Annotated in this window: 1 protein-coding gene and 1 pseudogene; one reads left to right on the plus strand and one right to left on the minus strand. The window is 53.1% G+C overall.

Annotated features, from left to right (window positions below):
* A partial coding sequence (locus tag DJ69_RS18650; protein ID WP_218962311.1) for a hypothetical protein occupies positions 1-273 on the plus strand: 273 nt, incomplete at its 5' end.
* A 504-nt stretch (positions 274-777) separates the two neighbouring features.
* On the opposite strand, the pseudogene DJ69_RS19190 reads toward DJ69_RS18650, so the two are convergent.
* A pseudogene (locus tag DJ69_RS19190) lies at positions 778-915 on the minus strand (RNA-guided endonuclease InsQ/TnpB family protein); the annotation flags it as partial.
* Between the last annotated feature and the right edge of the window lie 295 nt (positions 916-1,210).

Here is a 1,210-nt window from a genome sequence, read left to right on the forward strand (position 1 = left end):
TGCTCTGTTGAATCCGCAGAAGGCGTCGGGATCGGGTCGCTCTGTACTCCGCTCAGGAGCGCTATCGAGAGAATTCAGAGATGGAATCTTGCTAGAGAGAGTGAGGATCGAGATCACTGGGTGGATAGATCCAACCCCTTGCCGACGAAGAGCGAGATAATCGCCTCGTCAGAGATCGTGACCCCCGTGCTGTCATCGGATTCAACAGAGCAGAATCCAGGTGTTTCTGATTCTGCATTTCCATCTGTTGTATCGGCCACGCCATTATTTTGAGAATTCTCTGTAGAAGTGGATACCCACGGACACCACGCCTCTCACGAGGCCCGACGCACTACTCACGAACCACAGCCAGCCCCCCGTTGTCTGGTCAGGGTGGCTTCGGGGACACACGACCGGCGTGCTGCCCCACGAAGGGATCTTCGCCCTTCAGTGCGTGGTGTCTGGTTGATGGTACGACTCGCGCCAGTCCACGTTCTCACTGAACTGGTTGTCCACTAGCGTTCTACGTCGGAACCGTCAGCAGACGATGAGTGAGGCGACGCTATTGGGAAAGGTACAAGTATATGGACCTCTCTAGCGATTTCATGACAACGGGAACTAACTGTTCGTTTATTCTCATAGTCTCTACTAGTGTGTCGGGGACTGTTTCGACACCCCGTGATAATGCCTAACGGCGCGTTGACGCAGAACAGAGCTGGTGTCCATCGATATGTCCAATTTTTCCTCCTAACTCTGTTTATTCTCATTACCACGACGATCGCAGCGAATCTCATTTTTTAACACGGACTCACCGCCAAAGGAGACGGCGGCAAAGTTGCACATCTTGAGATCAACATCAGCCACCTCGTCACCCAGTGGTTCCGAGTCGATAGTGGTGTGATAGACGAATTGGAGTCGCCACTTGTCGCGCTTGTAATGAGTTCATCGAAAGTCACGATCCGTCCGATCGCTGGGAGGGTGCTATCAGACTGGTCGTGAGACCAGGGCGACTATCTCGGGCTACGAGTGTGTTCAACACGGCGCTGCCCAAGTTCACAGCCGCGGACTGCTCAGATCTACCGCTGTGGTTCCCTCCCAGCATCCACTCTGTCACTGTCAAGTAAAAAGTTCCCGGAACATCGGTTTGTTCGGTTGTCTGTCCGATCTCAGTCGTTGGTTATGGCCTATACAGTGACATACAAACTGAGCTGCTCTGCTGTGTTGAATAGCG

The sequence above is a fragment of the Halorubrum persicum genome, assembly GCF_002727125.1.
In the GTDB taxonomy this organism is placed as follows: domain Archaea; phylum Halobacteriota; class Halobacteria; order Halobacteriales; family Haloferacaceae; genus Halorubrum; species Halorubrum persicum.